The sequence below is a fragment of the Rhizobium sp. ZX09 genome (assembly GCF_017357485.1).
Lineage (GTDB): Bacteria > Pseudomonadota > Alphaproteobacteria > Rhizobiales > Rhizobiaceae > Agrobacterium > Agrobacterium pusense.
Genome location: NZ_CP031364.1, coordinates 947,501 through 970,078, shown reverse-complemented (window position 1 = coordinate 970,078; position 22,578 = coordinate 947,501). Strand labels below are relative to the sequence as shown.

Below are 22,578 nucleotides of genomic sequence, written 5' to 3'. Positions count from 1 at the left end.
GGCTCCTGCTTCCGGACCGATTTCCGCTCGGAAACGCGGAAACACAACGAAGAGCAGCCGGTATAATTCCTCAACCATAGTTGAGGTCAATAGACCAACGGTCAAAAAAAGAGGCGCCCGATGGCGCCTCCGAATTTCGCGGCTATGACTGGATCAGAACTTCGCTGTCATGCTGATCCAGAAACGACGGCCTTCCATGACGGTGTTGAAATCGTCGGTGCCGACATCCTTGTCGAAGACGTTGTAGACGGCGGCATTGAGATCGACATTTTCGGCGACCGCATATTTCGCGCCGATATCAAGCGTGGTGTAGGCGTCATATTTTCGACCGGCCTTGCCGTTGATCGTCACCGGCGTGCCGTTCGTGCCGATGCGCGGGCCGGCATTGATTTCCGATCCGTGGTAATTCAGCGAGGCCCAGGCTTCAAGACCATCGATCGGTGTCACCCAGTCGCCGCGCAGATTGGCCATATGCTCCGGTGTCCGCGCCAATGGAAAACCTTGGTAATCACCGGTCTTCTGTTCGGAATGCGTATAGGTATAGTTGCCGCGCAGCGTCAGTTCCGGCGTCGCGTACCAGGTCGCCGTCAATTCCACACCCTGAATGACCGCATCGTCGATATTGTAATTATACCAGAGGCGGTAGTTGCGGTCTTCGCTCCAGCGGACAGGCGTTCCATCGGGATTGAGCACCAGCGCGTTGGAAATCTTGTCCTTGAAATCGGTGTAGAAATAGGTGGCCCCCAGAGCGACGTCACCATTCTCCCAAAGTGCCGCCACTTCGTAACTCGTGCTTTTTTCCGCTTCGAGGTTGGGATCGCCGATGATCACACCGCAGGTGCCGCTCGGACCATAGGTGCAACCGCCCCCACCTGTCGTATAGGCATAACCCGGCGCGATCTGACGGATTTCCGGTGCGCGGAAACCGGTGGAAACGCCGCCCTTGATGGTCAGCTCTTCCGTGGCGCTCCAGACGCCATAAAGACGCGGGCTGAAATGATTGCCGTATTTTTCATGGTTATCGAGGCGAAGCCCGCCCGTCAGCGCGAAATTGTCGACGATGCGCCACTCATCCTCAAGGAATAGAGCCCATTGCGTGGCCGAAAACGTCTCGTCCCGGCCGGTACGGCGGCCCGGGTTCTGGTCCGTCAGCCGTGCCTCGAAATATTGGCCGCCCGTGACCAGTGTGTGGTTGCCGAAGAGCTCGAAAGGCGTGGTGAACTTGCCATCGAGCACGGTATTGCGCACCTCCGGCGAGCGTGCATTTTCAGTCACGCGGCCGGTTCGGATGTTTCTGGTGAAATTGGTGCGTTCCGCCCATTCCTGCTGCAACGAGAATTCGGATGTGGTCGGTCCCCAGCGGCCGGTGTGCGAGAGTGACCAGTGGTCACGCGTGTTGATGTTGTAGGTGCCGTCGCTATTGGCCGCGAGCGATTCGCCAGGCTCGGCGCTCCGGCGTAGCCTTGTCTTGCCACCCTCGAGATAGATGTCGTGATCTTCGTTCGGCGTAAACGTCAGGCGGCCGTTGAAATCATATTCCCTGGCGCCGGTGGTCCCGCTCAAAATGCGGTCTTCGCCGCGCGTGAAGCCCCTGCCCCAGAGCTGCAGACCAAGCTGATCCTTGAGGATCGGACCGTTCGCATACCAGGAGACCTGGCCGCTGTTGCCGAATTTCGAATGTTGTTGAACCGTGCCCTCGGTGGTGACGGAGCCCGACCAGACGTCGCCGACCTTGCGGGTGATGATGTTGATCACGCCGCCCATGGCATCCGAGCCATAAAGCGAGGACATGGGACCGCGCACCACTTCGATACGTTCGATCGCCGAAACCGGCGGCACGAAGCTCTGTTCGAAGCCGGAGTTGCCATTCGTGCGGGCATCGCGCGTGCTCTGCCGCTTGCCGTCAACGAGGATCAACGTATAGGCGCCCGGCAAGCCGCGGATGAAAACATCCTTTTCGTTGGCGATCCCGGTGACGGACACGCCCTGCACTTCGCGCAGGGCGTCAGTCAGGTCGCGATACGCGCCCTTTTCCAGATCCTCCCGTCTGACGACGGTGATGCTGGCCGGAGCGTCTTTTACATTCTGCTCGAAACCGGACGCGGTGACGACGATCTGCTCAAGAACAGTGGTATTTTCGGATGCCTGCTGCGCAAAAGCGGGCAGAGCAATATTTAACGCGGTTCCCGCCATTGCTGCCGAAAAAGTAGTCTTTATTGTCATCGAAGCCTTTTTGCAGCCCCGGTACTTCAATTCCATGTTATGCCCCCGCATTTAACTTGAGAATTTCACCCCACTTATTTACGAGGGGGGTGCGGGTGCAACAGGTTTGTTTTCGAACAGTTCTAAATTCTAGAAATTGCAAAAAGGGCTCCCTCTTAAGATGAGTGGAGTAAAAATTCGCCAGATGACAACCAGCAAGAGAAAAGACGGACCGGCTTCCACGGCAAAACCCGACAGGCTTGGGCAGCTGAAACTGCTTGTCGCTTTTGATGCGTTGTTGCGGGAAGGTAGTGTCAGCCGCGCCGCGGCGGGCATGGGACTTCCAACATCATCGATGAGCCGGATCTTGCAGCAGCTACGGGAAAAATACGGGGACCAGCTCTTTCTCCGCACCGGCCAAGGCCTGCGCCCCACCCCCTTTGCCGAAGCCATGCGCCTGCGCATCCGCTCCCTGGCGGCAGAGGCCGAAAATCTGATCGATTATTCGCAGGAAGAACCCGACGCGCCGGCCACCATCAATAAGAACGGCTGGGAGCAGCCGGCATTGATGAAAGCACCGCCACTTTCCCTTCGCCCCAGCATTCTTCTTGAAGGTCAGCCGACGCCGGAAAACATTGCCGAGCGTCTCGCCCGCATCGGCCACAATTCTGCCCCACAGGAACGGCTCGCCAAGTATATTGCAACGTCTGCGATGGGAATAGGCAACAGCCGTCCGCTCAGCCAATCGGAGGCGACGGATGCACTGTCGATCATTCTGGAAGGGGATGCCGATCCGATACAGATCGGGGCACTGCTCGCCACCATGCATTATCGCGGCGTGACGGCGGCCGAACTGGCCGGCTTCATCCAGGCCACGTGGCGACATGTCGGGCGAGACCGGCACCGGCCTGTCACCGTCGATCTCGACTGGCCGGCTTATATGTCCCCCAAACACCGCGATGCGCCATGGTTCGTGCATTCCGCCCGCCTCGTTTCCATGGCGGGGTACAGGGTGCTGTTGCACGGCCATGTTGGTCAGGGCGAAAATGGCGGCAAGCTTGAACGCGCCGCACAAGCCTGCGGTATTCCCCTTTGCCGTTCGCTTTCGCAGGCGGCCGAGGCCACGTCATCCGAACGGATCGCCTATCTCCCCCTGGGCGGCCTGTCTCTGCAATTCCAGAGCCTGCTCAGTCTCCATGGCATTCTGGAAATGCGCCTGCCGGTGCACACTGTCGTCCACCTTCTCAATCCACTGCGCGCAAGGAGCACCATTATAGGGCTCGCCCGTCCGGCCTATCAGGAGCTGCATCGCGATACCGCCCGCCTGCTCGCCGTGGAGAATCTCGCCATACTCGGTAACACGCGGGATTTCGCACAGTTCACGCCATTCCGCAGCACACGGATTTTCGGTCTTTCAAGCGGAAGGGACGTGGACGTCCTGGTCCCCGCCCGCGAAGCACCGCCTGCCGAAATGCCGACCATGTTCACCACCTTCGAATATTGGCGTGCTGTCTGGACGGGAGCCGCGAAAGACGAAAGGGCGGAAACCATCATCATATCCACCGCCGCCGCCGCGTTGATGCTCGTCAATGACATGGGGCTTTCCTTTGACGAAGCTTACGCGAAAAGCCTCAAGCTCTGGAACGAGAGGACGCGCAATCTAGTCAGCGTCTGAGCATTCGAGATCACGCCGTGGCGACTGACTTTTTCAGAGCCAGATATTCCCACAGAGCAACAAGCAGCAGAATACCCGTGCTGGCCAGCTGCAGGATGAATAGCGGAATGCCCGGCACCGGCAACAACAGGCAGAGCGCTGCCACGCCCGCAAAATGCGAGACGGGGCGCTGATAGGTCGCGGCGATCTTGACACCGATATTGCCTGCCAGAAAGAGGACGGGACCACCGACGATTGCGATGGCCTCCCTTATCGTTGCGGCCTCCTGAGCATGGGACAGGCTGAAATCCTCTCCCACCGCCGTCAGAATGATGCCCGCGACGATTGGCAAATGTCCGTAGTTGAAGAGATTATGGGCGATCTTCGCCTTTTCGTCGGCGTGTTCGGCTTTTCTGGAGGCTTCCGCCTGTCCGTGATGGAAGTAAATCCACCACATCGCGACGGTGCTTATGAAGGCGGAGCAGAAAACGACAAATGTCAGCCCGGAGTTCATATATTCGGTTGCCGTCCGGCCGGTGGTCAGAATTGTTTCCCCCAGACAGATGATGACAAACAGGGCGCAACGTTCCGCCAGATGCTCTCCGGAAAGATGCAGACTGTCGTCGTCGCGAGAACGCAAGCCGGGGACAACATAGCGGCAGGCCGGACCGGCATACTCGATTGCGAGCGCCATGCCCCACAGGAGAATGCGTTCCCCCAGATCGCAAAACCCGCCTGCCAGCCAGAACAGGCTCGAGATGGCCAGCCAGATCGTCACCCTCACGAACACCAGAAACGACTGCCGGTCTTCATCCCTGAAGGCATAGAGAGCAAACAGGCTTCGACCGATCTGCATGACGCTGTAAATCAGCGCGAAGACCAGGCCCTGTTCGGCAAAGGCTTCCGGCAAGGCGATGGCCAGCAGTACACCGCCAAACATCAGCACGAAGAGCAAAATCCTGACCGGTTCTTTCTCAGTATTCAGCAGATTGGTGATCCAGGTGGTGTGTATCCACAGCCACCACAGGGACAATATCAGGATGCCGGCTTCCAGCACCGCCGTTGGCCCAAAGTCCTTCGCCAGAGAATGGGATAACTGAATAAGAGCGAAAACGAAAACCAGATCAAAGAACAGCTCAGGAAATGTCGCCTTTCCCGTCTCCTGGCCGTCATGCCGGATCCAGCTTTCTGCACTCGGCGCCCGTCGGGAAATCTGGGTTCTTGTTCTCATTCTGCTTCCGTTTGCGGAGCATAGATCATCGCAATCCCTCACTGTCGCAAGACGTGGGTTTCAGCCCCGGTATTGTTATGATCTGACCCGCGGTCGGGGAATTCCAGCCCACGCGCGCTGTCGGGAAGGAACTGCGGTCCCACCAGCCGCACCGTTTTCCCGGAGACATCAGTAATATAACTGGGGGCGGAAGGCGCCGATGAAACCGCTGCGTTACCGGCTTTTTTATCTTCCAGCCGGCTGATTTCGAGGGACTGGGAAAATACCGGCACGACCATTACGCAGACGAGGCCGGCGGCGAGAAAGAGGGGCTTGGGTAACATCGAAATTCCCTGACGCTTTTATCTGCGCCAATAACAGCCATCACCTGCATTTGTTCCGCGCAGCTTCAGGTATCGCCGTCGAGGTAAGTGCGGTATTGCACGTAGTCACCGCTCGATTGCCCATCGACAACTTCAGGCGGCCGCCCCTCGCCCCCCGCGAGATAGCCGGTGTCTTCGAGGACCGATTTCACGAGCTCTGCAATCGCAATATGTCGGGGCAGAGCTTTATCCGCCATGTAAAGAGCGACGGCCAGTTCTATATCATCCGGAAATGTCATGAGCGTGGCGTTCCGTTAAACCATGGACTGGAACGCGCAGTGCCAGCGAAAGTTCAATTCGGCGGCGCCAAGGTAGCGCGGATTGGCGACATATCGCGGAATTTTTTCGAGGGAGGAACTTCTGCCCGAACTGCACAGGCTGATGTTCACCGTACGATTTTCATCCCGGCCCCGTCGCCATCTAACTGACGCTGGAATGCGGTGAGACGGCTACTTGGCATTCAAAATGCTCCAGACTCAAGCAATTGAAACCAATCATGGAAACGCGCAAACGAAAGCTAAATTGGACTTAACTTTCGTTACTTTGCATTAACCATGGGAAGCCCCGATCGGGCACAAAGTGTTTCTAGCAGCGTCGTTCCAACGAATCTTGGTTTTTGCGGGAACAGCAAGAATCTAACCGCATAGCCGGTTTTTCGCAAGCTGCCGCCGCTCCGCTCATCATGCCGTCATGATCTCGTTCCCGCCTCCTACTTGTCTGTCCGGCCACGCAGTTGCGCCATGAGCATGGCCTGGAGATCGAAACTGCCTTCCTGGGCCTTGCGTGTGAGATTGCGCAGATATCCGCCAAGCGAACTGATTTGATCAGCCTTCTGCAAAAGGCAAGCGAGGATGGCCGCTGTTCCCTGCCGTCCGAAGGTGGCTAAAGCATCCTGATAGGCCGACTGGCTGATGCTGAACATGGTTCTGATGACGGAAGTCGCAACCTCCATATCTCTCCAGCCAGTCACCGCACCTCCGGGTGCATAGAGGGAAATATCCGGGCACGCTTTCAAAACCAAAACAATATCAGGAACAAAAAATTGCTTATGAAAATCGTTCCTGTGTGTTGGCTTTGGAGGTGTCACGCTAGTGACCGCGGCATCTTCGGATGTGGACGCGACTGTTGCAGCAGTTCGAACCGGCGCGGCATTCTCCAATTCCTGCGGTTCAGATATGGATTCGGATTTTGAATTCTTTATGAGGCGCTCATTTTGGCAGTCATTGCCGCTCAAATTTTCCGATTTTTCAAGATTTTCCAGATAGTTGGTCACTTCTGCGCGCAGTGAAGCCAGAAAACCGGCGATTTCCTTGAGTTCTGCTGTCTTCGAATTGCGCCCGAGAGCCCGCGCGATGTCGTTGTAACGGGCCTGAAACCCGTCAAATATCTCGATCTTGCCGCTGGCAGCAATCATTTCGCAGAGTTTCTGGATGTCCCGCCGGCAGAGGCTGATCGTCTCGCGAAGCCGTTGAAGATCGAGCCGTTCGCGAATGATGCGTTCGGCCAGTTCCTCTATTTCCGTTTTACGAGCAAGAAGCGGTGCGAGTGAGAATCCGTAGGCTTCGCTGATCTCGCCACCCCTGTGCTTCCGTGCGTAACGTTTCCCATTCGGGCTGTCCTTGCGGATGATGAGGCCGGCTTCGACAAGAGCCGAAAGATGCCGACGCAATGTCTGTTCCGCCATGCCATGAGCCCTGAGCGACAACTGCGTATTGGATGGAAACACCACCAATCCCGCTTCGCTGGAAAGCTCATTTTTGGGATAAAAGCTCAGGAGCGCGTTCAGAACGGCAAGCGAGCGATCGGTTACACCGAGCAGCGGTCTTGCTTCACAGACGGACCGATAGAGTTTCCATTTGTCGACTGCTTCGCATTTTCTGTTTTTCTGCGCGGCAAACTGGGTTGCGAGCACGCCAAACGACATCGCTCGCCGCCCAAAGGGCGTCGTTACACATGTGCTGTCCATGTCTTTCACCTTTCACAAGGCAAAAGAAAATCGCTCACCGAAAAATTCGATGCCAAGACTCTTGACTATGATTCGCGGAAATGAGATTCTTCGGGTGCTTAAATCAAAGAAAGGCTTCCGCGCGGCAACGTTCGGGGGCTTTTTTCTTTTGTGATGCGTCTCCTGTTAGTCGTTCGAGTTAGAAATCACTGCTTGGACCGGTACTCGGCAAACAGCGTCTGAAGATGTTCCAGAACGAATTCGGCAAATTCCGGTGCTTCGTTCTTGTCGATCGATATATCCAGCTTCCGGTCGCTCTCGACCACTTTCGCCAGGCGACGGCCTGTGTCCGAGGACCATACGCCGGTTTTCTTGGCCTGTGCCTTTGGCTTCAAAAAGTCCAGAAGCGCCTTGAAGCGTTCTTCGGAAGGAAGCGAGGCAACCGCCGGTTCGCTGACATATGCGCGGGCCGCCTCCTTGACCTGTGAGGAGGAAAGCTGGTCGGCAAGATCCATCCAGTTGCGGCGGCCGACAGTGGGCGCGGGGCCTATGAGATCGACCAGATCCTCTGGAATGCGTCCAACGACCGAAAGCATGTTGGACAGATCGCCTTTATGAAGCGACATTGCCGCCATGATCGTGTCGCGAGGGAACCGCATCTGCAGTTTCTGCGCAAAGCGCGCTTTCTCGATATAGGTCAGATCGCGGCGTTCGTTATTTTCCTGGCCCTGGGCCACCACCAGTTGCTCGTCGCTGAGATCCCGCACAACGGCCTTGACCGGAATGCCAAGACTTGAAACGGCGCGAAGGCGGCGATGACCGAAGGCGACCTGATAACGGCCCGGGAAATCGGGATGCGGGCGCACGAGAATCGGCACCTGCTGCCCCTGCTCACGAATTGCCTCCACCAGACCGGCATCGGTCTCTTCGGAAGCGGGCATACGATCCGGTATGAAGGAGGGATCGATATCCGCGGGGTCGAGAGAGACAATCGTCAGTCCTTCGGCCAGCTGCTTTTCAATGGCTTCAGCCCGTTTGGCGCGCTCCGAGACTTCATTCAGCGATTGACCGATCATACCGACGGGGGAGTTCAAAACATCCGTCACCAGCTCAGGGGAGCCGAGGATAGGCCTGATACGGGGTCGCGAACGCTCCGGCGTGGTATCGTTGTTGTCGGTACCCGGTGTGCCAAGATTTGCGAAGATTTGTTTTCTGCTCATGCTGCCCTACCCCACGCTTTTTTAATCAGTCCTTCGATTTCAGCGTTCACATTGTTCATGGCTTCCAGCGCGCGATCATAGGTCGACCGGGTGAATTGCGTCCTCTCCACTTCGAAGAGCGTCTGGTTGGTCAACCCGGCGTCCGAGACCGCCGTGCTTTTCAGCATCGGATGATTGAGGACGTTTTCACCAAAGATCGATCGCAGGAAGGCGACCATCTGGTTCTGCGGCCCGTCGCTCGGTTCGAAGCGGGTGATCAGGTAACGCATCCAGTTATAATCCGACCGAGCACCGGCCCGGCCAATTTCCGCCAGAAGGTCGCCGGTCATGGCGAGGAACTGGTTCATCGACATCACGTCAAGCATCTGCGGATGGACGGTGACGAGCACCGATGTCGCCGCTGTCAGAGCCGAAAGCGTCAGATAACCGAGTTGCGGTGGGCAATCGATGACGACAACGTCGTAGAAATTTTGCGCTTGGGCGATCGCCTGGCCGATACGGGCGAAAAACAGCGTATCACCCGGTGCACGGCGCATCAGTGCACGCGGAGTATCGTGTTCGAACTCCATAAGTTCCAGATTGCCGGGAACAATGTGGAGATCGGGAATATAGGTGCCGCGGACAATCTCGGCGATCGGGCGGCGTTCATCGTCATAACGGATCGCGCCATAAAGCGTCTCGTTCGGCCCGACATCAATCTCGGGCTGGTGACCAAAAAGCGCGGAAAGGCTGGCCTGGGGGTCGAGATCGATGGCAAGAACCCGATAGCCACGTAGTGCCAGATATTGCGCCAGATGGGCAGAGGTGGTTGTCTTTCCCGAACCGCCCTTGAAATTCATGACGGCGATGACCTGTAACTCTTCACCCTCCCGACGGTGGGGCAGGTAGCGGCGTGTGCCGCGCGCGCCCTGGTCCAGAAAACCCCTGATATCGCGCATGTCTTCTACGGAATAGGAGCGACGCCCGGATACCTGCGCGGCATCAAGCTCAGGCAACTCGGAAGCGATCTGGCGCAGATAGGCTTCGCCAATGCCGATGAGCTTTGCGGTCTCCGCCGGAGAGAAATGCCGCATGCTCTTTTCGGTATGGGGGGAAAATGTATTTGCGTTATGCGCCTGCAACTGGGCTGACAACGCAGCCGAATGCTGTTGTATAAGACTCGTCAGGTCAGGTGCTCCTGCGGCACGTCTTAAATCGGCACTCTGTGTCATCGGTCTTCTTTCGCTCGAAATTGCAGTAGCGGTTTTTTTCGAAAAAGGCGGTTTTTTCCGCAACTGAGATATAAGCGCCGATTCTCTTTTTGGCGCAATAGGCTTTTTTCTCATGTACAGAGACGCCGCTAAAGCATTGTGGAAGAATCACTTTTCCCTTCTTGGCGTTTTCTGGTTTGCCGCGGCTAACTTGGCCTCGTTTTTCCCTCGCTCCCTCGCTCCCTCGCTCCCTCGCTCCCTCGGCTTGAGTTATGACAGCAGGTGGGCCGGAAGTTTGCCGCGGCTAACTTTCGCTATCTCGCTAGGGCGGGGCAGTTGGGAAATTCAAGGGTAGACATTCGCAGCTGGTTAATCTCTACTGCATGACTAGAGTATGGGACGCCTCGCGCCGGTTGCCGGGCAATTCCATTGTCGTTGGTTGGAGGATTGAATGTCCTATGACGTCGCTCTAGTCGGTTCGGGTTTCTCGGCCATTTGTACAGCAGCCCATCTCCTGTCATCACTGCCAGCGGAGGCGTCGATTGCCATCGTTGGTGACGAGTCGGATTTTGGCCGCGGAACCGCCTATCGCACGGAACTACCCTATCATCGGCTGAATGTGCCCGCGGGGCGTATGAGCGTCTTCCCGGACCGCCCAGACGATTTTGTCGAATGGTTGGCGCAGAACGGGCTGGGAAACGATCCCCTTCTATTCGCGTCGAGGGGCGATTATGGGCTCTATTTGCGGGACCGGCTCGCCAGTCTTCTCAGAAGCCGGGAACAGCGGGCGCGTGTGGATTTTATTCGGGCGAAGGCATCCGCTTGCCGGCCCGAATCACAAGGCGGCTTTACCTTCACCCTGGAAAACGGCGAGACATTGCAGGCACGCAATGTCGTTCTGTGTCTCGGCGTTGGTGCTGCAAGTTTGCCGGTGCAAACTGTCGCAAAACGTGAAGAGGGCGTGCAGCGCGTGGTGAGCCACTGCTGGCAGCCGGGATGGTTGTCCCGGGTGAAGAGCGGGGATCGTATCTGTATCCTTGGTTCCGGCCTCACGATGATCGATCAGGTGTTGACGCTGCGCGGAAAAGGTCACCGGGGCCCGATCCATGTCCTGTCCCGCCGCGGGCTCATTCCGCATCCGCATGTTAGTCCGCCTGTGCCGCCGAGCGCTCCGCGTCTGCCTGAAAGTTCTACTGAGATAAGCGAGCTATTACGATCTCTCCGTCAACAGGTGACCAACGGGGCGCCATGGCGCTCGGTTATGGACGGTTTACGGCCAAAAACACAATCGCTATGGCAGAGCCTCAGCTCACAGCAACGCGCAAGGTTTTTGCGGCATGCGCTGCCTTGGTGGAATATCCATAGACATCGCATCGCGCCTGAGGTGCATGACGCCTTTGACAGGCTGTTGTCAGACGGCGTTCTCACTATCCACGCGGGTTATCTCCAGGCGATCGATGAACAGGAGGAGAGCATCTCCATTCGTTATCGCGTTCGGCATACACAGATGATTAAGGAACTGCAGGTCGATTGGGTCATCAATTGCACCGGCATGGAACGCGCGGGTATCGGCCACTCTCGCCTTCTGGAAAGCATGCGATCTGACGGGGTGCTTCGGCTCGATTCCTTTGGCCTTGGTGTCGAGGTCGACGGCGATTCCCGGCTGCTTCGCACGGATGGCCAGGTATGGCCAAGTCTCTTCGCCGTCGGCGCGCTGACGGCAGGCCGGTTCTGGGAAATTACCGCCGTTCCGGATATACGGATCCAGGCTCGTGATATAGCGCATTTCATCACTGACAGAGTGATTGGTAAGCGCCTCATATCCGCGCAAGGCTGATGCCTGTTGCGGACCCAACAATGGTGCCGGACTCTCCGGCCTCCTCATTTATACTGCGTAGTTTGCCGCGGCAAACTCGTCGGTTGAGTCACGGTCACCGCGTGGATGACGCTCTTTGGCCTGGATGCAATAGGTCATATTCGACGCGTGGCGAAAAATCGCCGGCCGTTAAGTAAGTATCCGCAACATTCAAAAAATGTCGCGAAAAGCGAACGAATCTCATCATTTGCTAAATAATTTACATGGGTTATGGAGTATCGTCGTTAAACCGGCTATAAATGCAAGAAAAATTGAACATCATGAAAATAATTTGCGAGGCTTGAATGGTGAAAAATAAGTCGGTGCGGTTCGAGACCGCGGATAGCCAGGCTGGTGGGCAGCGTCGGCCCTTCGCCAAGGCCGTCCGGGCCGGTGATTTCGTCTATGTGTCCGGACAGGTGCCCACCATTGATGGCGAAGTGGTGACTGGCGGTATCGTCGCCCAGACCGAACAGGTGGTGGCCAATCTCAAGGATGTCCTGGCGCTGGCTGATTGTACGCTTGCCGATGTGGTGAAGGTGAATGTATGGCTGGATGACGCCAGGGATTTCTCCAGTTTTAACGCCGTGTTCCAGAAACATTTCATCGATCATCCGCCTGCACGCTCAACCGTACAATCCCCGCTGATGGTTGACGCCAAGGTGGAAATGGACGTTATCGCTTATAAGCCTTTGGCTTAAGTATCTGATTTATTTCGCTTAGAGAGCATATGATGACCTATCCATGGCCTGACGAGGGCGCAAAGCTTGATGCCATTTCGACGCCAATGCCCGTGATCGACGAAGACCGGCTTGCCGCAAATATAAAGAAAGCGCAGGCCTATCTCGACAGTCATGGCAAGGCCTTCCGGCCGCATATCAAGACACACAAGATACCGGCCATCGCCCGACAGCAGCTTCAGGCCGGCGCCATAGGCATCAATTGCCAGAAAGTCAGCGAAGCGGAGGTTTTCGCAGACGCCGGTTTTGACGATATCCTGATTACCTACAATATTCTTGGTGCCGCGAAACTGTCACGGTTGAAAGCGCTGAATTCCCGTATAGCTCAGCTGAGCGTCGTTGCTGATAGCGACGTGACGGTTGCCGGCCTCGCTGCCACATTTGGTGAGGGGCGGCCGCTCGGCGTGCTCGTTGAATGTGATACCGGCGGAAAGCGTTGCGGTGTGCAGACACCGGAGGCGGCAGCGGCACTTGCTGAGAAAATCGTCGCCGCGCCGGGACTTATATTCAAGGGTATCTTGACCTATCCGGCACCGGGCGGAGCTGAAAAGGTGGAAAGCTTCCTGCGCGACACCATGGCGCTGCTTGCGGCAAAAGGCGTGGACTGCCCGGTTCGTTCCAGCGGCGGCTCGCCGGACTTCTATGCAGCGCATCTCGTCCCCTCTGCAACCGAACACCGGGCAGGCACCTATGTCTATAATGACCGGGCGATGTTGCGTGCCGGCCATTGCACGGCCGATGATCTGGCAATGCATGTTCTCGCTACCGTTGTCTCGCGGCCTGCAGCGGACCGCGCCGTGCTTGATTGCGGCTCCAAGGCTTTGACCTCCGATCTCCTCGGCTTCAACGATTATGGGCTGATCGAAGGCCATGAAGGCGCAAAAATCATCTCGCTCTCTGAAGAACACGCGGTTGTCGATCTTTCCGGCTGCGCGTCCGGCGGTCCCCGGATCGGCGATGTCGTCAGGGTCGTACCGAACCATACATGCGTCGTCAGCAACCTTTTCGACAGGATGGTGTTCCATCGAAACGGCGTTGTTACCCGCGTCGAAGAGGTCGCTGCACGCGGCACGGTCTGGTAATGTTATCCGGCTAATTAACTTGAGGAAACGAGCTCAGCCCGCAGGCAGCTCCGGCAACGAGACCCCATAAATGCGCATATTCACGGCGTCGCTCGCCACCGAAACCAACACGTTTTCACCTGTTCCCACGGATATGGATGCCTTTCGTGCGGCTTTTTATGCCGGGCCGGGTGAACATCCGGACACGCCGACGCTATGCTCCTCGCCGGTCCCTATTCTGCGGCGCCGCGGCAAGGCGGAAGGGTTCACGGTCATCGAGGGCACGTCCTGCTGGGCGGAGCCTGCCGGCCTCATCCAGCGCCAGACGTATGAAACACTGCGAGACACCATTCTTTCGGAGCTCCGGGCAGCCCTGCCGGTCGATGCTGTGGTTCTTGGCCTGCATGGCGCCATGGTGGCGCAGGGCTATGACGATCCTGAAGGGGATTTCCTGTCGCGGATGCGGGCAATGGTGGGCCCGGACGTCTTGATTGCGGCGGAGTTCGATCCCCATAGCCATCTCACGGCATTAAGGGTTGAAAGCCTGGATATCATGGCGACGTTCCTGGAATTTCCCCATACCGATTTTGAGGAACGCGGCGAACATGTCGTCGAAATGGCGTTGCGTACTCTGCGCGGCGAAATCAGGCCCGTCATCTCGACTTTCGATTGCCGAATGATCACCATTTATCCGACCAGCCGTGAGCCGATGCGTTCGTATGTGGACCGGTTGAAGGCGATGGAGGGCAAAGACGGTATTCTCTCCATCTCCGTTATTCATGGATTCATGGCGGGTGATGTACCGGACATGGGCACACGCATCGTCGTTGTTACGGATGACGACAGGACCAAAGGGGACGCGCTGGCCGAGAAGCTGGGCCGTGAACTTTATGCCATGCGCAGGCTGACCGCCATGCCGATGCTGGATACGGAAGCCGGTCTCGACCAGGCCGTTGCCATTCGCAGCGAAAATTCGCAAAGGCCGGTGGTGATCTCGGATATATGGGATAATCCCGGCGGCGGTGTTGCGGGTGATGCGACCCACATTCTGCGCCGCATGGTAGAGCGCGGCATGGACAGGATCGGCGTCGCGACGATCTGGGATCCCATCGCAGTGTCTTTTTGCCATGCAGCGGGGGAGGGCGCAGAGCTCGATCTTCGCATCGGTGGAAAATCCAGTCCGCAGGGCGGCGATCCGCTGGATTTCCGAGTAAAGGTCATGCGCACCGTCGAGACGGGCTGGCAGAGTTTCCGTAATAGTCGCGTTACGCTCGGCCGCGCCGCCGTTGTCCGGCCGCTCGGCACCGAAATCGACATCATTCTCATCACCAGTCGAACGCAAACTTATGAGCCGGATATCTTTTCCAATCTCGGAATCGATTTCGCGAAAAAAGACCTGTTGCTCGTCAAGTCGACCAACCATTTTCACGCGGGTTTTGCGCCGATCGCTTCAGAGATCGTCTATATCGCGGCCCCGACCTCCTATCCCACCGACCCGGCAAAAACACCTTACCGCAAGGCAGGCCTTGGCCTATGGCCACGGGTTGCCGACCCGCTCGGTCTCGATTGAGGGAAGCAGCTTAGACCTGATCAAACGTCACGACGAAGAAACGACCATCCTCTTCCATGCCCTTCACTGCAAATCCGGCGCCGCGCTCCAGCAAGAGGCTGTCGCGTCGCTGTAAATGCACCGTTTGGCCGGCCGATGAGACGCTGACGGGATCAACGGCAAAAATTATTGTCGCCGTTGAGCCTGTCGACTGGACAGTGAGTGTGGTGCGGTGTCTTTCGACGCGATGCGAATATTGCTCGCGACGGGACATGACATTGAGATCGACGATGGGACCGTCTGCCAAAACGGCGTCCACCGGAACATCCGCGGCGAAGGGCAGGGGATCGCTTGCCATCGTCAACGCCACCGGCTCGCGTGCGTCGATGCTGAGGCTCATGCCTTTCCCTTCGAGGATGCAGAGGGTGCGATCAACTCCGGGAAATATGGAAAATGGCCCGTCTTGCGCAACGTTGGCCATGCTGATGCGCCAGTCGAAATCCGCCATCGAGGCTTTTGCGGGATGAACGATGATCTCCGTCGTTACACCGCCGCCGTTTTTCCAGGGCATTGATGTATAGGCGGTGTTTTCTAGGTGTCTCATCTTCTGCATTCCCTGGTCGTTTGTCTGGACGATGGCACTATTTATCGCGGTCGCCAGCGATACGTTGTTCAAGCTTTTTTTGCGCGGCGCGTAGATCAACACTTTTTCCGGCGAGTTTTTCGATTGCCGCGACCACAAGATCACGCGCAACGTAGTCCGACTTGTGTCCGAGATTCCTCACAACGATCAAGCTCGACCCATCAATAGCGCGTGCAAGCTGGCGGGAATGAATTTCCGGTGAAACAACATTGTCGGTGTCGCCGGTTATAATGACGGTCGGCGCCTTGATTTTGGAGTAGTTCGGTGAGGCGCTCCGCGCCCATGTGTTCAGCGCGGCGACTTCCTGCGCGTTATGGCGAAAAGCCTGCGGTCTCAAAGCCCCCCATGCGCGCGTTGCCTCCACATAGCCAGGAGGACGATGATTGGGGGCGAAAACCCCGCGCGTCGCCCGGTCGAGCGCAAGGAAACCCACGGGCGGTGTGACGAAGATTGAAAAAAGCGGGCCTGTCACCCGGGCGCTTGCCGCCGTGTAGTACCAGGCGATGCCTCCAGGCCAGGGGTAAACCGCCGGAGAAAGAAACACCAGGCCCGACACCATTTCCGGGTGGCGAAGCGCGAATGCCGCGGTAATGGCTCCGCCAAAGGAGTGGCCGACGATGATGGCCTTGCGGATGCCGCGCTTTTTCATCAGTTGAGCCACGGCGTCCGCCTGTCCGTCGGGCAGGATATTATCTTTGCCGCCGATGTCGGAACTGCCATGACCCGGCCTGTCGACGAACAGAAGTTTTGCGCGGCCGCGGAATTTGTCCGCAAAGGACAACAGCGGGTCGTAGAGACTTGCGCTCGCGCCATGCAGGAAGACGATCGGTGGCAGCTCCGCCTGCTCTTGCGGCTCCAGCAACAGGCTGTTGAGCTTATATCCGCCAACATCGATTCTTACCGGCACAGGCTCTTGGGCCTGGGAGGATGCAGGAACGGTCAAAGAAAAAGCCGGAAAAATTGCACCAACCAAAAAGCTGAAGGCAAGTGAAATACGCCGTGGTGCCATGCTGTCGTCCGCACTCCATTAAAAGCTTGCCGCGCCGTTATAGACGCTAAAAATGATCGGCTATGACCGACCAACAGCTAACAACGAGAAAATCGAACCGGAAGTTTCAGTCAAAGGAGCGTTGGGTAATGCCCTTAGGCTTTGCCGACGCAAGGTCGGAGTGCCGCGCGGCGATGGACCGCGCGGCACGCTCATCAATTGCCGAGAATACCGGGGAGACGCAGTCCCTGCTCCTTGGCGCATTCCACGGCAATCTCGTAACCTGCATCGGCATGGCGCATGACGCCCGTTGCCGGGTCGTTCCACAGAACACGCTCGATCCGACGCGCGGCGTCGTCGGTGCCATCGCAGCAGATGACCATGCCGGAATGCTGGGAAAAGCCCATACCAACACCGCCGCCGTGATGCAGCGATACCCAGGTTGCACCGGATGCAGTGTTAAGCAGTGCGTTAAGCAGCGGCCAGTCCGATACGGCATCGGAACCGTCCTTCATGGATTCGGTCTCGCGGTTGGGCGAGGCGACGGAGCCAGAATCGAGATGGTCGCGGCCGATCACGATAGGCGCCTTCAGTTCACCGTTCCTGACCATTTCATTAAAGGCAAGCCCGAGACGATGGCGGTCGCCGAGCCCCACCCAGCAAATGCGGGCAGGCAGGCCCTGAAACGCGATGCGTTCGCGCGCCATATCCAGCCAGTTGTGCAGATGTTTGTTGTCGGGCAGTAGTTCCTTCACCTTGGCGTCGGTCTTGTAGATGTCCTCCGGGTCACCGGAAAGTGCCGCCCAGCGGAACGGCCCGATGCCTCGGCAAAACAGCGGGCGAATATAGGCCGGCACGAAGCCGGGGAAAGCGAAGGCGTTTTCCAGCCCTTCGTCCTTCGCGACCTGGCGGATATTATTGCCGTAATCGAGCGTCGGAACGCCGGCGTTCCAGAAATCGACCATGGCCTGGACGTGAACTTTCATGGAGGCGCGAGCGGCAGCGGCAACGGCCTGTGGATCACTCTCCTGTTTGGCGCGCCATTCGGCCACGCTCCAGCCGGCAGGCAGATAACCATGGATCGGATCGTGCGCCGAGGTCTGGTCGGTCACGATATCGGGCCGGATGCCGCGACGGAAAAGTTCGGGGAATATCTCCGCCGCGTTGCCGATCAGGCCGACGGACTTGGCCTCGCCGGCCTTGGTCCATTGATCGATCAGCGCCAGCGCCTCATCGAGTGTATGCGCCTTCGCATCAACATAACGGGTGCGCAGACGGAAATCGACGCGGGTTTCATCGCATTCGACGGCAAGGCAGCAGGCGCCGGCCATGACGGCGGCGAGCGGCTGCGCGCCGCCCATACCACCGAGACCGCCGGTCAGGATCCATTTGCCCCTGAGATTGCCGCCATAATGCTGGCGGCCAGCCTCCACGAAGGTTTCGTACGTTCCCTGCACGATGCCCTGGGTGCCGATGTAAATCCAGGAACCCGCGGTCATCTGGCCGTACATGGCCAGGCCCTTCTTATCCAGCTCGTTGAAATGATCCCAGGTGGCCCAATGCGGCACCAGATTCGAATTGGCGATCAGCACGCGCGGCGCATCCTTGTGGGTGCGGAAGACGCCGACCGGCTTGCCGGACTGCACGATCAGGGTCTCGTCCTCGTTCAAATCCTTCAGCGTCGCGACGATGCGGTCGAAATCGTCCCATGTGCGGGCGGCGCGGCCGATGCCGCCATAAACCACCAGCTCATGCGGTCGCTCGGCGACATCAGGGTCGAGATTGTTCATCAGCATGCGCAGCGGCGCTTCCGTCATCCAGCTTTTGGCATTGAGCTCGGTGCCCTGCGGTGCGCGAACGTCGCGAATATTATGGCGCGGATTGTTCATAAGATTTCCCCTTATCGTTTCGTGTCGAGCGCAAATTCTTCCATGCGCGTGAGAATCGTCTTGAGATGCTGGCGAAGGCGTTCGGCTTTGCCCGCGTCATAGGCAAAAGGCGGCACCTCGTTTTGCAGATGCGTGGATTGTGCCAGCTCCATCTGGATTGCGTGCACACCTTTCTGCGGCCTGCCATAATGGCGCGTCGTCCAGCCACCCTTGAAGCGGCCGTTCAGAACGCTGTCGTAACCTTGCGCGGCGGCGGTGGCCTCAACGGCGATGTGTTCGATGGCGGGATCACAGGTTCTGCCCATATCCGTGCCGATGTTGAAATCCGGCAGCTTGCCTTCAAAGAGGAAGGGGATGTGCGAACGGATCGAATGGCAATCATAGAGAATGGCGATCCCATGGATGCCCTTGATCCGCTCGATCTCGGCCGCAAGAGCTGCATGATAGGGCGCGTGGAAGGTTTCCAGACGGTCCGCAATGTCATCCGGCGTGGGTTCCTGCCCTTCATTCCAGATAGGCTTGCCGTCGAAATCGGTGTCCGGAACCAGCCCGGTCGTGTTCTGGCCCGGATAAAGGCTCACCCCGGCCGGGTCGCGGTTGGCGTCGATGACATAACGATGGAACGTCGCCCTCACGGTTGTCGCGTTTTCCAGAAGCCCGGCATAAAGCTCATGGATGTGCCAGTCCGTATCGGCCAGAATTTTGCCGTTGTCGTTGAGGCGGCTCCAAATCTCCGCCGGAACATCCGTGCCGGTGTGAGGCAGACCGAGTATGATCGGCGAAGTGCCTTGGTGAAGGGCAAAGGGAGTCTTCATCGATTGCCTCTCTTTTCCGTGGGTTTAGCCCCTGCAAGAACAGAGTTGGCGAAGGTTAAAACGTGCCTCATCTCAAGCCTCCAGCTTCGGCAGGATGCCGTCCGAAATCGTGGCGACCAACGCACCGGAGGCGATCAACTCCGCCGCCGCCTTGAGATCCGGCGCCATATAACGGTCTTCCTCCAGCGAAGGGATTGCGGCCCGTAGCACGGCAATGGCCTTTTGCAGTTCCGGGCTGGTTTTCAGCGGCCCGCGCAGTTCCACGCCCTGAACGGCTGAAAGCGCCTCGATCCCGAGGATGGCGAATAGATTGTCGGTCATCGGCAAAAGTCGCCGCGCTCCGTGGCAGGCCATGGAGACATGGTCTTCCTGGTTGGCCGAGGTTGGCGTCGAATCCACCGAGGCTGGATGTGCCATCTGCTTGTTCTCGCTCATCAGCGCTGCGGACGTGACTTCGGCGATCATGAGCCCGGAATTCAGCCCCGGCTTCTTGGAAAGGAAAGCGGGCAGGCCATAAGAAAGCGCCGGATCGACCAGTAGCGCGACACGGCGTTGGGCGATGGCCCCGATCTCGCAAATCGCGAGCGCCGTCTGGTCGGCGGCGAAGGCCACCGGTTCGGCATGGAAATTGCCGCCGGACACGACGGAATTGTCAGAAAGCACCAGAGGATTGTCGGTTACCGCATTGGCTTCGATTTCCAGTGTGCGGGCCACCTGCCGCAGGAGGTCAAGGCAGGCGCCATCCACCTGGGGCTGGCAGCGGATGCAATAGGGATCCTGCACCCGCTCATCGCCTTCAATGTGGCTGATGCGGATTTCGGAGCCGTCGAGCAGCCTGCGAAGCGCAGATCCCGCGTCGATCTGCCCCTTGTGGCCCCGCAGGCTGTGAATATCCGGGTGAAATGGAGCGGAAGACCCCATGGCGGCGTCCGTGGAAAGTGCGCCGGTAATCAGCGCAGCCTGTGCGGCGCGATGGGCGCGAAAAAGCCCGGCAAGCGCCAGTGCGGTGGAGGTTTGCGTGCCATTGATCAGGGCAAGCCCTTCCTTGGCGGCGAGAACCACCGGCGTCAGCCCGGCTTTCGCCAGCGCCTGGCCGGCGGGCAGCAGAGCGCCCTGATAAAAAGCCTCACCCTCGCCCATCATCACCGCCGCCATATGGGCAAGCGGCGCGAGATCGCCGGAAGCGCCCACGGAACCCTTTTCGGGAATGACGGGAATAACGCCCTGTTCCAGCATGGCCTCGATCAGCCGCACCAGTTCCAGCCGCACGCCGGAAGCGCCGCGGCCAAGCGAAATCAGCTTCAGCGCCATGATCAGCCGAACCACATTTTCAGGAAGCGGCGCGCCTACCCCGCAGCAATGCGACAGGATGAGATTGCGCTGCAGCGTTGCCACGTCGGCTGCATCGATCTTGATGGAGGCAAGTTTTCCGAAACCGGTATTGATGCCATAGACGGGGGCATTACCCGCGGCAATCTCGGCAATGCGGGCAGCCGCCTTTTCGATGCCGGCGTCGAACGAGCGGTCCAGCTTCGCGGAGCCGTTGTTCCAGTAGATGCCGGCCAGGTCGGCCAGGGCCACGTTGCCGGGGTGAAGCGTAATGGTCGTCATGGTCATGGAGAAACCTTCTGTCCCTTGAATATGCGGGCATGGAGCGGGTTGAAACCGATGCGATAGACAAGCTCGGCCGGGCGTTCGATATCCCAGATTGCAAGATCAGCGGATTTCCCGGCCTCCAGCGTGCCGGTTTCCGCAAGCAGGCCAAGCGCCTTGGCGGCATTGCGCGTTGTCGCTGCCAGGCATTCCTCCACGGTCATACGGAAAAGCGTTGCACCCATGTTCATGGTCAAAAGCAGGGAAGTGAGCGGTGAGGTGCCTGGATTGCAATCGGTGGCGAGGGCGATTGTCGCGCCTGCATCGCGCAATGCCTGCATCGGCGGAGCCTGTTTTTCACGAAGCGCATAAAAGGCGCCGGGCAAGAGTACGGCCACGGTTCCCGCCTTGGCCAGTGCCCTGGCGCCTGATTCATCCAGATATTCCAGATGATCGGCGGAAAGCCCGCCGCAGGAGGCGGCAAGCGCTGCGCCACCCAGGTTGGAGAGCTGCTCGGCATGCAGCTTGACAGGCAGACCAAGCTGCCGCGCCTTTTCAAAAACGCGTGCTATTTCTTCGACGGAGAATGCGATGCCTTCGCAGAAGCCGTCCACCGCATCGACCAGCCCTTCGGCCTGTGCCTTTTCCAGCCCGGGCAAAACGACATCGGTGATATAGTCACCGTTCCTACCCTTATATTCAGCGGGTGTTGCATGGGCGGCCAGATAGCTGGTGACGATCCGCACCGGCCGCAGCGTCTCCAGCCTGCGGGCAACACGCAGCATTTTCAGTTCGGTATCTATATCGAGGCCGTAACCGGATTTGATTTCGATCGTCGAGACGCCCTCGGAAAGAAGCGTATCGAGACGGGGGAGCGCTTGCGCTATCAAGACATCCTCCGAAACCGCGCGTGTGTCGCGCACGGAGGACACGATGCCGCCACCCGCCTTGGCGATCTCTTCATAAGTCGCGCCATTCAACCGCATTTCGAATTCCATGGCGCGGTTGCCGCCAAAGACCAGATGGGTGTGGCAATCTATCAGAGCGGGAGTGATCCAGCGCCCGTCGCAATCGGTGATTTGCTCGGCGGCGGCGAGATCGGCGGGCAGATCGCTCTCCGGGCCAGCAAATGCGATGCGACCGCTGCTGACGGCGATCACGCCTTTTTCGATTGCGCCGATGCCTTCCCTCAATGGATCGAAGGTGGCCAGCCGGGCATTACGCCACAAGACCGTTGCGTTTCCCATCGCCGCTCCCTTTGCAGATTTGTTCCCGGGCATTGCTTTTCGCCTTTCCTTTATGGCGTAAATGTATATACATAATAACCGGCTTGGCAAGCCGCATTTTCTGTTCGAAATGGCCTTGCCCGATGTCGTAACAAGAGGAGAGGGTGGTATGACGGCAATTCACGCGGGTGCGGCACTTCTCGGCGGTGGGTGGGCGCAGGATGTCCGTATCGTCTGTGATGGCGGGGTTGTTTCATCGGTCGAAACCGGTGTTTCTCCCGAGCGGCAGGATGAACGCCATGCCGTCATCGTTTCGGCCATGCCCAATCTTCACAGCCACGCCTTCCAGAGGGCCATGGCTGGACTTGCCGAAATCCGCGGGCCTGCCGACGACAGTTTCTGGAGCTGGCGCACG

At 58.2% G+C, this 22,578-nt stretch carries 19 protein-coding genes (1 of these 19 running past the window's edge); 6 read left to right on the top strand and 13 right to left on the bottom strand.

The window, feature by feature from the left end:
• Positions 1–153: 153 nt before the first annotated feature.
• Positions 154–2,259 carry a TonB-dependent siderophore receptor gene (locus BTN45_RS19150; RefSeq protein WP_207590575.1) on the bottom strand — a complete coding sequence of 702 codons (2,106 nt, stop codon included), beginning with the start codon at positions 2,257–2,259 and terminating at the stop codon, positions 154–156.
• A 148-nt stretch (positions 2,260–2,407) separates the two neighbouring features.
• Between BTN45_RS19150 and BTN45_RS19145 the strand changes: the two genes are divergently transcribed.
• The gene (locus BTN45_RS19145) at positions 2,408–3,877 is read left to right on the top strand and encodes a glycosyl transferase family protein (RefSeq protein ID WP_207590574.1); all 1,470 of its coding nucleotides are present in this window, start codon (positions 2,408–2,410) and stop codon (positions 3,875–3,877) included.
• Between the two features lie 10 nt (positions 3,878–3,887).
• On the opposite strand, the gene BTN45_RS19140 is transcribed toward BTN45_RS19145, so the two are convergent.
• The 6 genes from BTN45_RS19140 to repA form a co-directional block, all read right to left on the bottom strand.
• Positions 3,888–5,087, bottom strand: a complete 1,200-nt coding sequence (locus BTN45_RS19140; protein WP_207590573.1) for a low temperature requirement protein A — start codon at positions 5,085–5,087, stop codon at positions 3,888–3,890.
• A gap of 38 nt (positions 5,088–5,125) precedes the next feature.
• Complete coding sequence (locus tag BTN45_RS19135) at positions 5,126–5,410, bottom strand: hypothetical protein (protein WP_207590571.1); 285 nt, start codon at positions 5,408–5,410, stop codon at positions 5,126–5,128.
• 65 nt (positions 5,411–5,475) lie between these two features.
• The gene (locus BTN45_RS19130; RefSeq protein WP_207590569.1) at positions 5,476–5,688 is read right to left on the bottom strand and encodes a hypothetical protein; all 213 of its coding nucleotides are present in this window, start codon (positions 5,686–5,688) and stop codon (positions 5,476–5,478) included.
• A 470-nt stretch (positions 5,689–6,158) separates the two neighbouring features.
• Positions 6,159–7,415 carry a plasmid replication protein RepC gene (repC, locus tag BTN45_RS19125; RefSeq protein WP_207590568.1) on the bottom strand — a complete coding sequence of 419 codons (1,257 nt, stop codon included), beginning with the start codon at positions 7,413–7,415 and terminating at the stop codon, positions 6,159–6,161.
• Between the two features lie 185 nt (positions 7,416–7,600).
• Positions 7,601–8,614 (bottom strand): plasmid partitioning protein RepB, encoded by a 1,014-nt coding sequence (repB, locus tag BTN45_RS19120; RefSeq protein ID WP_207590567.1) that lies wholly within the window; start codon positions 8,612–8,614, stop codon positions 7,601–7,603.
• Entirely contained in the window at positions 8,611–9,825 is a 1,215-nt protein-coding gene (gene repA / locus BTN45_RS19115; RefSeq protein ID WP_022563274.1) for a plasmid partitioning protein RepA, read from the bottom strand. The genes repB and repA overlap by 4 nt, the downstream gene beginning before the upstream one ends.
• 430 nt (positions 9,826–10,255) lie before the next feature.
• Between repA and BTN45_RS19110 the strand changes: the two genes are divergently transcribed.
• The 4 genes from BTN45_RS19110 to BTN45_RS19095 all read left to right on the top strand — a co-directional run bounded on the left by BTN45_RS19110 (position 10,256) and on the right by BTN45_RS19095 (position 15,030).
• Positions 10,256–11,641, top strand: coding sequence for an FAD/NAD(P)-binding protein (locus BTN45_RS19110; protein ID WP_207590566.1), 1,386 nt, complete (start codon positions 10,256–10,258; stop codon positions 11,639–11,641).
• A gap of 323 nt (positions 11,642–11,964) precedes the next feature.
• Complete coding sequence (locus BTN45_RS19105; protein ID WP_207590565.1) at positions 11,965–12,360, top strand: RidA family protein; 396 nt, start codon at positions 11,965–11,967, stop codon at positions 12,358–12,360.
• Positions 12,361–12,392: 32 nt separating this feature from the next.
• Complete coding sequence (locus tag BTN45_RS19100) at positions 12,393–13,481, top strand: D-TA family PLP-dependent enzyme (RefSeq protein ID WP_006698886.1); 1,089 nt, start codon at positions 12,393–12,395, stop codon at positions 13,479–13,481.
• Positions 13,482–13,551: 70 nt separating this feature from the next.
• Positions 13,552–15,030 (top strand): M81 family metallopeptidase, encoded by a 1,479-nt coding sequence (locus BTN45_RS19095; RefSeq protein ID WP_207590564.1) that lies wholly within the window; start codon positions 13,552–13,554, stop codon positions 15,028–15,030.
• Positions 15,031–15,040: 10 nt separating this feature from the next.
• Here the strand turns inward: BTN45_RS19095 and BTN45_RS19090 are convergent, their stop codons facing one another.
• From BTN45_RS19090 to hutI, 6 genes are all read right to left on the bottom strand, one after another.
• The gene (locus tag BTN45_RS19090; protein ID WP_348649830.1) at positions 15,041–15,712 is read right to left on the bottom strand and encodes a HutD family protein; all 672 of its coding nucleotides are present in this window, start codon (positions 15,710–15,712) and stop codon (positions 15,041–15,043) included.
• The gene (locus BTN45_RS19085; protein ID WP_207590562.1) at positions 15,651–16,661 is read right to left on the bottom strand and encodes an alpha/beta hydrolase; all 1,011 of its coding nucleotides are present in this window, start codon (positions 16,659–16,661) and stop codon (positions 15,651–15,653) included. Before BTN45_RS19085 ends, BTN45_RS19090 begins: the two co-directional genes overlap by 62 nt.
• Before the next feature lie 194 nt (positions 16,662–16,855).
• Positions 16,856–18,529: a urocanate hydratase gene (gene hutU, locus BTN45_RS19080; RefSeq protein ID WP_003584890.1), complete on the bottom strand. Its 1,674-nt coding sequence runs from the start codon at positions 18,527–18,529 to the stop codon at positions 16,856–16,858.
• An 11-nt stretch (positions 18,530–18,540) separates the two neighbouring features.
• A complete protein-coding gene (hutG, locus tag BTN45_RS19075) occupies positions 18,541–19,344 on the bottom strand; it encodes an N-formylglutamate deformylase (protein ID WP_207590561.1) in 804 nt (267 codons plus the stop codon).
• 72 nt (positions 19,345–19,416) lie between these two features.
• Positions 19,417–20,961 carry a histidine ammonia-lyase gene (gene hutH / locus BTN45_RS19070; RefSeq protein ID WP_207590560.1) on the bottom strand — a complete coding sequence of 515 codons (1,545 nt, stop codon included), beginning with the start codon at positions 20,959–20,961 and terminating at the stop codon, positions 19,417–19,419.
• Positions 20,958–22,217, bottom strand: a complete 1,260-nt coding sequence (hutI, locus tag BTN45_RS19065) for an imidazolonepropionase (protein WP_207590559.1) — start codon at positions 22,215–22,217, stop codon at positions 20,958–20,960. The genes hutH and hutI overlap by 4 nt, the downstream gene beginning before the upstream one ends.
• Positions 22,218–22,332: 115 nt before the next feature.
• On the opposite strand from hutI, the gene BTN45_RS19060 reads away from it, so the two are divergent.
• Positions 22,333–22,578, top strand: partial view of a formimidoylglutamate deiminase gene (locus tag BTN45_RS19060; protein WP_207590557.1) — the beginning only. Its footprint extends 1,101 nt past the window's final position; the window shows 246 of its 1,347 coding nt (coding positions 1–246); the start codon lies at positions 22,333–22,335; its stop codon lies off the right edge, out of view.

What these genes read in the sequence shown, in the direction of transcription:
- BTN45_RS19105 (WP_207590565.1), top strand. Translation starts at nt 11,965, where the DNA reads ATGGTGAAAAATAAGTCGGTGCGGTTCGAGACCGCGGATAGCCAGGCT.
- BTN45_RS19145 (WP_207590574.1), top strand. Translation starts at nt 2,408, where the DNA reads ATGACAACCAGCAAGAGAAAAGACGGACCGGCTTCCACGGCAAAACCC.
- BTN45_RS19110 (WP_207590566.1), top strand. Translation starts at nt 10,256, where the DNA reads ATGTCCTATGACGTCGCTCTAGTCGGTTCGGGTTTCTCGGCCATTTGT.
- hutH (WP_207590560.1), bottom strand. Translation starts at nt 20,961, where the DNA reads ATGACCATGACGACCATTACGCTTCACCCCGGCAACGTGGCCCTGGCC.
- repB (WP_207590567.1), bottom strand. Translation starts at nt 8,614, where the DNA reads ATGAGCAGAAAACAAATCTTCGCAAATCTTGGCACACCGGGTACCGAC.
- BTN45_RS19135 (WP_207590571.1), bottom strand. Translation starts at nt 5,410, where the DNA reads ATGTTACCCAAGCCCCTCTTTCTCGCCGCCGGCCTCGTCTGCGTAATG.
- hutG (WP_207590561.1), bottom strand. Translation starts at nt 19,344, where the DNA reads ATGAAGACTCCCTTTGCCCTTCACCAAGGCACTTCGCCGATCATACTC.
- BTN45_RS19140 (WP_207590573.1), bottom strand. Translation starts at nt 5,087, where the DNA reads ATGAGAACAAGAACCCAGATTTCCCGACGGGCGCCGAGTGCAGAAAGC.
- repC (WP_207590568.1), bottom strand. Translation starts at nt 7,415, where the DNA reads ATGGACAGCACATGTGTAACGACGCCCTTTGGGCGGCGAGCGATGTCG.
- BTN45_RS19100 (WP_006698886.1), top strand. Translation starts at nt 12,393, where the DNA reads ATGACCTATCCATGGCCTGACGAGGGCGCAAAGCTTGATGCCATTTCG.
- hutU (WP_003584890.1), bottom strand. Translation starts at nt 18,529, where the DNA reads ATGAACAATCCGCGCCATAATATTCGCGACGTTCGCGCACCGCAGGGC.
- BTN45_RS19150 (WP_207590575.1), bottom strand. Translation starts at nt 2,259, where the DNA reads ATGGAATTGAAGTACCGGGGCTGCAAAAAGGCTTCGATGACAATAAAG.
- BTN45_RS19095 (WP_207590564.1), top strand. Translation starts at nt 13,552, where the DNA reads ATGCGCATATTCACGGCGTCGCTCGCCACCGAAACCAACACGTTTTCA.
- BTN45_RS19085 (WP_207590562.1), bottom strand. Translation starts at nt 16,661, where the DNA reads ATGGCACCACGGCGTATTTCACTTGCCTTCAGCTTTTTGGTTGGTGCA.
- BTN45_RS19130 (WP_207590569.1), bottom strand. Translation starts at nt 5,688, where the DNA reads ATGACATTTCCGGATGATATAGAACTGGCCGTCGCTCTTTACATGGCG.
- hutI (WP_207590559.1), bottom strand. Translation starts at nt 22,217, where the DNA reads ATGCCCGGGAACAAATCTGCAAAGGGAGCGGCGATGGGAAACGCAACG.
- repA (WP_022563274.1), bottom strand. Translation starts at nt 9,825, where the DNA reads ATGACACAGAGTGCCGATTTAAGACGTGCCGCAGGAGCACCTGACCTG.